The 4923-nt window shown below is 35.3% G+C and carries 6 protein-coding genes; all 6 read right to left on the bottom strand.

What is annotated here, in order from left to right; all coding sequences use genetic code 11:
- Positions 1 to 76: 76 nt before the first annotated feature.
- The 6 genes from DW005_RS13350 to DW005_RS13325 all read right to left on the bottom strand — a co-directional run bounded on the left by DW005_RS13350 (position 77) and on the right by DW005_RS13325 (position 4742).
- The gene (locus tag DW005_RS13350) at positions 77 to 622 is read right to left on the bottom strand and encodes a hypothetical protein (RefSeq protein WP_117480169.1); all 546 of its coding nucleotides are present in this window, start codon (positions 620 to 622) and stop codon (positions 77 to 79) included.
- Positions 623 to 665: 43 nt separating this feature from the next.
- The gene (locus DW005_RS13345; protein WP_117480168.1) at positions 666 to 1331 is read right to left on the bottom strand and encodes an ABC transporter ATP-binding protein; all 666 of its coding nucleotides are present in this window, start codon (positions 1329 to 1331) and stop codon (positions 666 to 668) included.
- Positions 1332 to 1347: 16 nt separating this feature from the next.
- Complete coding sequence (locus tag DW005_RS13340) at positions 1348 to 2568, bottom strand: hypothetical protein (protein WP_117480167.1); 1221 nt, start codon at positions 2566 to 2568, stop codon at positions 1348 to 1350.
- A complete protein-coding gene (locus DW005_RS13335) occupies positions 2568 to 3653 on the bottom strand; it encodes an FtsX-like permease family protein (RefSeq protein WP_117480166.1) in 1086 nt (361 codons plus the stop codon). The genes DW005_RS13340 and DW005_RS13335 overlap by 1 nt, the downstream gene beginning before the upstream one ends.
- A 16-nt stretch (positions 3654 to 3669) precedes the next feature.
- Positions 3670 to 4230, bottom strand: coding sequence for a leucine-rich repeat protein (locus DW005_RS13330; RefSeq protein ID WP_117480165.1), 561 nt, complete (start codon positions 4228 to 4230; stop codon positions 3670 to 3672).
- Between the two features lie 65 nt (positions 4231 to 4295).
- Positions 4296 to 4742, bottom strand: a complete 447-nt coding sequence (locus DW005_RS13325; RefSeq protein ID WP_117480164.1) for a hypothetical protein — start codon at positions 4740 to 4742, stop codon at positions 4296 to 4298.
- Positions 4743 to 4923 lie beyond the last annotated feature (181 nt).

The raw sequence follows: 4923 nt of genomic DNA, 5'->3' as shown, positions 1-4923 counted from the left end.
GAACATAACATACATAAAATTAATATCATTGAAATTATTTTAATTTTTTTCATTTTTTTCATGGATATCCTTTCTCTTAATATGTATAGGTGTATTTAGCTGCTTTTTTTATATCATCATACTTTTTCGATTTGACTCCTAGTTTTTCCACTCCCGTTTTCCATATATCAATTACTGCATTATACAGTTTTCCATTATCCCTTTTATAAAATGTCGCAGTTGTTCCATTCATTTTATTGGTAACTTTTATTTTTTTACCAGTGTTGGGATTGTCTATTTCTCCTTTTGTTGCACAATCTCCTTTCTTGAGTGTTTTACCCTCTTCAGTTTTACCACCCGTATACACAGTAAAATCTCCTGTTCCAGTAACTGTATTTTTCTTTATGACAATTTTATTTTTTTTGTATCCTGCTTTTTTTGTTGTTTCTGGTACGACTTTTCCATATGTATATGTGCCAACCGGTTTTCTTTTACCCCGAGGGAGGGGATTATATGCAAAAGTTTCAGAGAATTGCAACCTTGATGACACCTGTGTCATCAGCATCTCAACTTCTTTATACTCCCCATCTCTCAAAACATATATTGCTTCTTTCTCTCCCCAGTTGTCATACTGAACTCTCATGCCGACTTCCGGTGAGGGGTTTACTTCCTCCTCTTATTGTTCTTTATACAATCTCCCCATCACTAATTTCAATTACACGCCCGCACCGTGCGGCGACTTCCATATCGTGTGTTACAATAATAACAGTTTTCCCGCCTTGATTCAACTTTTCAAACACGTCCATGATTTCCCCGGATGTTTTAGAATCCAGCGCACCGGTCGGTTCATCTGCAAGTAAAAACGTCGGATTATTTACAAGGGCACGTGCAATCGCCACACGCTGCTTTTGACCGCCGGAAAGCTGACGAACAGGCTTTTTCGCCAACTCTGCAAGACCGACGTTTTCCAATGCAGTCATAATTTTTTCCCTTCGTACATCATTTCCTTTTACTTTTCCAAAAATCAAAGGAATCTGAACATTTTCCTCGATGGTGTATTCATCAATCAAAGCATAGTCCTGCATGACAATACCAATTTTTTGATTGCGAAATCTGGCACGGTCTTTTTCCTTCAAATCTCCTACCGACACCCCATCTACAAGATAACTTCCCTTATCGTAAGAATCAATTGCCGCCAAAATATGCAGTAACGTGGATTTTCCGGCACCGGACTTTCCGATAATAGCCACCATTTCTCCTTCTTCAATTGAAAGGTCAATTCCTTTCAAGGCACAAAATTCATTTGTCTTTCCTTTGTTGTATATCTTTACTAAATTTTTTATTTCAATCATAACATTACCCTCCACTTTATAAATCCGACTTTAATAACTCAACAGGATTTTTTTTCTTTAACATTCGTGATGCTACAAAGTAATATACTAAGCATACACAGACAACAACTAAAATCAATAACACCGTCGACCAAAAATCTAACTGAATATAAACATATTCACTTATTTTTGTCCTTTCTGCCAATATCAAAAACATCATGACAAACATTAATGAGATAACATTGGTTATAATAATCTGAATTAGCGAAAATAAGCTGTTTTTTCCCCACGGAAGTCCCAAAACTGAGAATACCGCATTCTCCCTCATATCCTCCGATAAGTTCAAGGTACAAACATTTATTACGCTGATTATCGTGATGCACAAAACACAAATAAAAACCGGCAGATACATCATAACGGTTTGCTGAAATTCATGGTTGCTATTCTTCATAAACCGCTCCAGCGGAGATAGCACGCAAACATCACTTGCACCATATCCTGCTATATTTTTCCGCAGTGTGTTTTCAATTTGCAAAAGTTCTTTTTCCGTAGTATCATCCTGCACGGCAATAATATATTTTTGATTGTATGTCATCGGAATATGATTTTTAATTGCCTGATTCTCCCTCATCAAAACCAACGCATATTCGGACTGCTGATAACTGTACGTTGAATACAAATCCCGGTAATCCGTCCGATACAACTGGCTCGAACCGATATTGGAGCCAATCACTGAAATACCTTCCTTTAATACTCCGCAAACCATTGCCTTGAAGGAATGTATTTCCCCATTTTCGTCGTAGTAGCCAAGGTTAATATGGCTGCCCGTTTTCCATCCGTACGGATTTTTAGAAACAACAATTTCAATTTCGTCATCACTTGATTCTTTTTTATCAAGCCAGTCCCCGCTTTCCAATTCCGGCTTAAAATCATTAATCAAAGAATCCGGATACGCCAAAAAATTAGAATATCCTTCATTTTTTGAAGAGACAACGTTTCCATAACCAAAACTCATAACCGAATCCACTTTATCCATACCTTTTGTAAGCGAATCTTTTGTATCACCATGACATCCGGAAGCCTCTACGACAAATCCCTTTTTCCCGTTCCAGTCTGCCACCGGACGATACCAGCGATATTCCTCACAAATAGTTGTTACTGTCACCAATAACACAATAAATAAAACGGTCAATTGCAAAATAATAAAACAATTTCTTTTTGTATGCCGAATGTAAGCACTTATAGCCAGTGAAACCATCACTTCTCCCCCTTTCGCATTTGTACTACCGTTTGTTTTGACATCTTTCCCGAAAGAAGGTAACCAATCAAAAGCACCACAAAAATGAAAATAGCACAAATCATAACATATTCTCTAATGCCATAAATCATAAACAGATAAGCAAACCAATTCTTTGCCAGTGGGTACACAAAAAAACGGAAAGTTAAAACTCCCACAACAAGGACAATTACCATATTTAGAAGAATTTCCGCAAAAAACATTCTCCTAGCGGTTCTTTTACTACATCCACACAAAGAATACACGGCTAACTGTATTCTTCTTTTTCGGAAAATATAACGATAAATCATATACATATTTCCACCTGCTAACAGAGCCAAAAGTACACTGATTCCAATCATAGAATACTCTTTTTTCCGGTCGGCATTATTCTGAATATAAAAATCATCACATTCGCCCCCAATTGCTTTTAGCTCCTGACAAAAATCGTCGTACTGAGAGCGTGTAGGAAGCATTGTTAATTCAACAGAAAAAGTATCATAATGAGCCTTTTTCGGAAATGAAAGATATGGCATTTCCATCTCGCCATCCCCATTTACATTATTGATTCCAATTATCTGATAATTTTCTCCATCCAAAGTGATAGTCTGCCCGATATCTTTTTTTATATTGGGACTGATAACTACGACTTTTTCAACCTTTTTGTAATGAACCGGCTGTGCCATTTCACCATCAAGGGAACCCTTTACATTTTCCAATACGCGGTCACTATAAGAGAAAACACCATCTTTGTACTGAACTCTGTCCTGATAACTTATATCACTTCCCTTAACAGACGCATCAATATATATGTAATCAATGGAAAAATCATAGTCATCTGTCAGCGTTTTTATCACCTTTGTCAACTGTTCTCTTGTAACAGTGCTTTTTCTAAAGGATGCATTCAAAAATTTCGTATCTACATTTGCTGATAATTCATACAAATTATTTTGAAAAACACCAAACACAAAAAGAATGCAAACCAATGACACAATCTGCGACACCATCAATATGGCAAACAACCCTTTTTGCTTCTTCAGAAAAGAAATCCAATTTTGTAATACCATTTCTTATCCCTCCCTTTTATTTGCTGTATTTATACCTAAGTTTATTTTTTTTCGCATATTTTTCCGCATAAGAACCTTTTTTAACATACAATGTTACCGTATCTTTCGAATAACGAAATTCACCTTTTTCTATCTTTGTTACACTGGAAGGAATGACAACTTTCTCCAGTTTTGAACACTGTGCAAAACCACCTCCGATAGTTTCAATTCCATTCTCAATGGTTACATTTTTTAGCGTTGTTACATCATCATTATAAAAACTAATATCAAATCTATTAATTTTCTTTCCATCATATTTAGCCGGAATCACTAAATCACTTCTCTTCCCAAAGTCGTTAAAGGTATTAATATCCAAAATATTCTTTTTATTAACATTTATAACGTTCCATGTTTCCTGCTTACTCGTCTTCACAATACCAGATGTTTCATCATCCGGATTCGGCGATTCCTGTACACGGCTGGCCGTTGGTGAAATAACATCCCCCTGCTTTTCTTCCTTCGGCAGTAAAAAATATAAACCACCCATAATAATAAAAAATACAATTACTGCCAAGATAAATACTTTTGATTTTGTCATTTATGATGCCTCCCTTTTATTACCGAACAATTCAAAACTCGAATTGTTCGGTAATTAATAACTAATTATTTTTCCTGCGTAACAGTATAAGACCATTCATCTGCCTTAAAATTTGTATATCCTGCACCACTTGGTTTCATAGTACAATTCCAAGAAATTGCTTTATGATAATGTTCTCTGCCAGCAGTACTTCGATATCTAGCCACTGATACTTCTATTGATTTACCACTTTTAACTAACTGCTCTTTACAATCAGATTCAATTACTGCATTATCCTTTGAATGACGTCGGTTTACATAAGCAGAATAATATCTGGTACCATTTGTTGTATTTTTTATTCTCGTCTTAGCAAAATCCTTATCCCCAGAAGCTGTAATGCTGCAAATTTTTCCGTTTTTCGATTGAGAATAATTTTTTCCATACATATTTGGCAATGCAGCAAATACCGTTGCTCCAATAAATGACATCATCAAACTAAGGGTAACCGTAAATTTAATTAATTGTTTTTTCATGTTTAAAAATCTCCTTCTCTATGTTAATATAAACTTGTAGTTATTTTTTTGCGTTCTTTTCTTATGTAGTGTGTAAAATTAAGAAAAGAACGCTTTTTCAATCATTTCTCTGTAAATCTTCATAGAATACATTCTTTCACCTCCTCCTAACTTTATTAATAATTGCTCCTATTAATAATAA

Origin of the sequence: Clostridium sp. AF36-4, from assembly GCF_003435975.1 — a bacterium.
Taxonomy (GTDB): domain Bacteria; phylum Bacillota; class Clostridia; order Lachnospirales; family Lachnospiraceae; genus Eubacterium_F.
This window is presented reverse-complemented; position numbering and strand designations above follow the sequence as displayed.

Excerpts from the sequence above, each read along its gene's own strand:
- DW005_RS13340 (WP_117480167.1), bottom strand. The coding sequence starts at position 2,568 with ATGGTTTCACTGGCTATAAGTGCTTACATTCGGCATACAAAAAGAAAT.
- DW005_RS13325 (WP_117480164.1), bottom strand. The coding sequence starts at position 4,742 with ATGAAAAAACAATTAATTAAATTTACGGTTACCCTTAGTTTGATGATG.
- DW005_RS13330 (WP_117480165.1), bottom strand. The coding sequence starts at position 4,230 with ATGACAAAATCAAAAGTATTTATCTTGGCAGTAATTGTATTTTTTATT.
- DW005_RS13350 (WP_117480169.1), bottom strand. The coding sequence starts at position 622 with ATGAGAGTTCAGTATGACAACTGGGGAGAGAAAGAAGCAATATATGTT.
- DW005_RS13345 (WP_117480168.1), bottom strand. The coding sequence starts at position 1,331 with ATGATTGAAATAAAAAATTTAGTAAAGATATACAACAAAGGAAAGACA.
- DW005_RS13335 (WP_117480166.1), bottom strand. The coding sequence starts at position 3,653 with ATGGTATTACAAAATTGGATTTCTTTTCTGAAGAAGCAAAAAGGGTTG.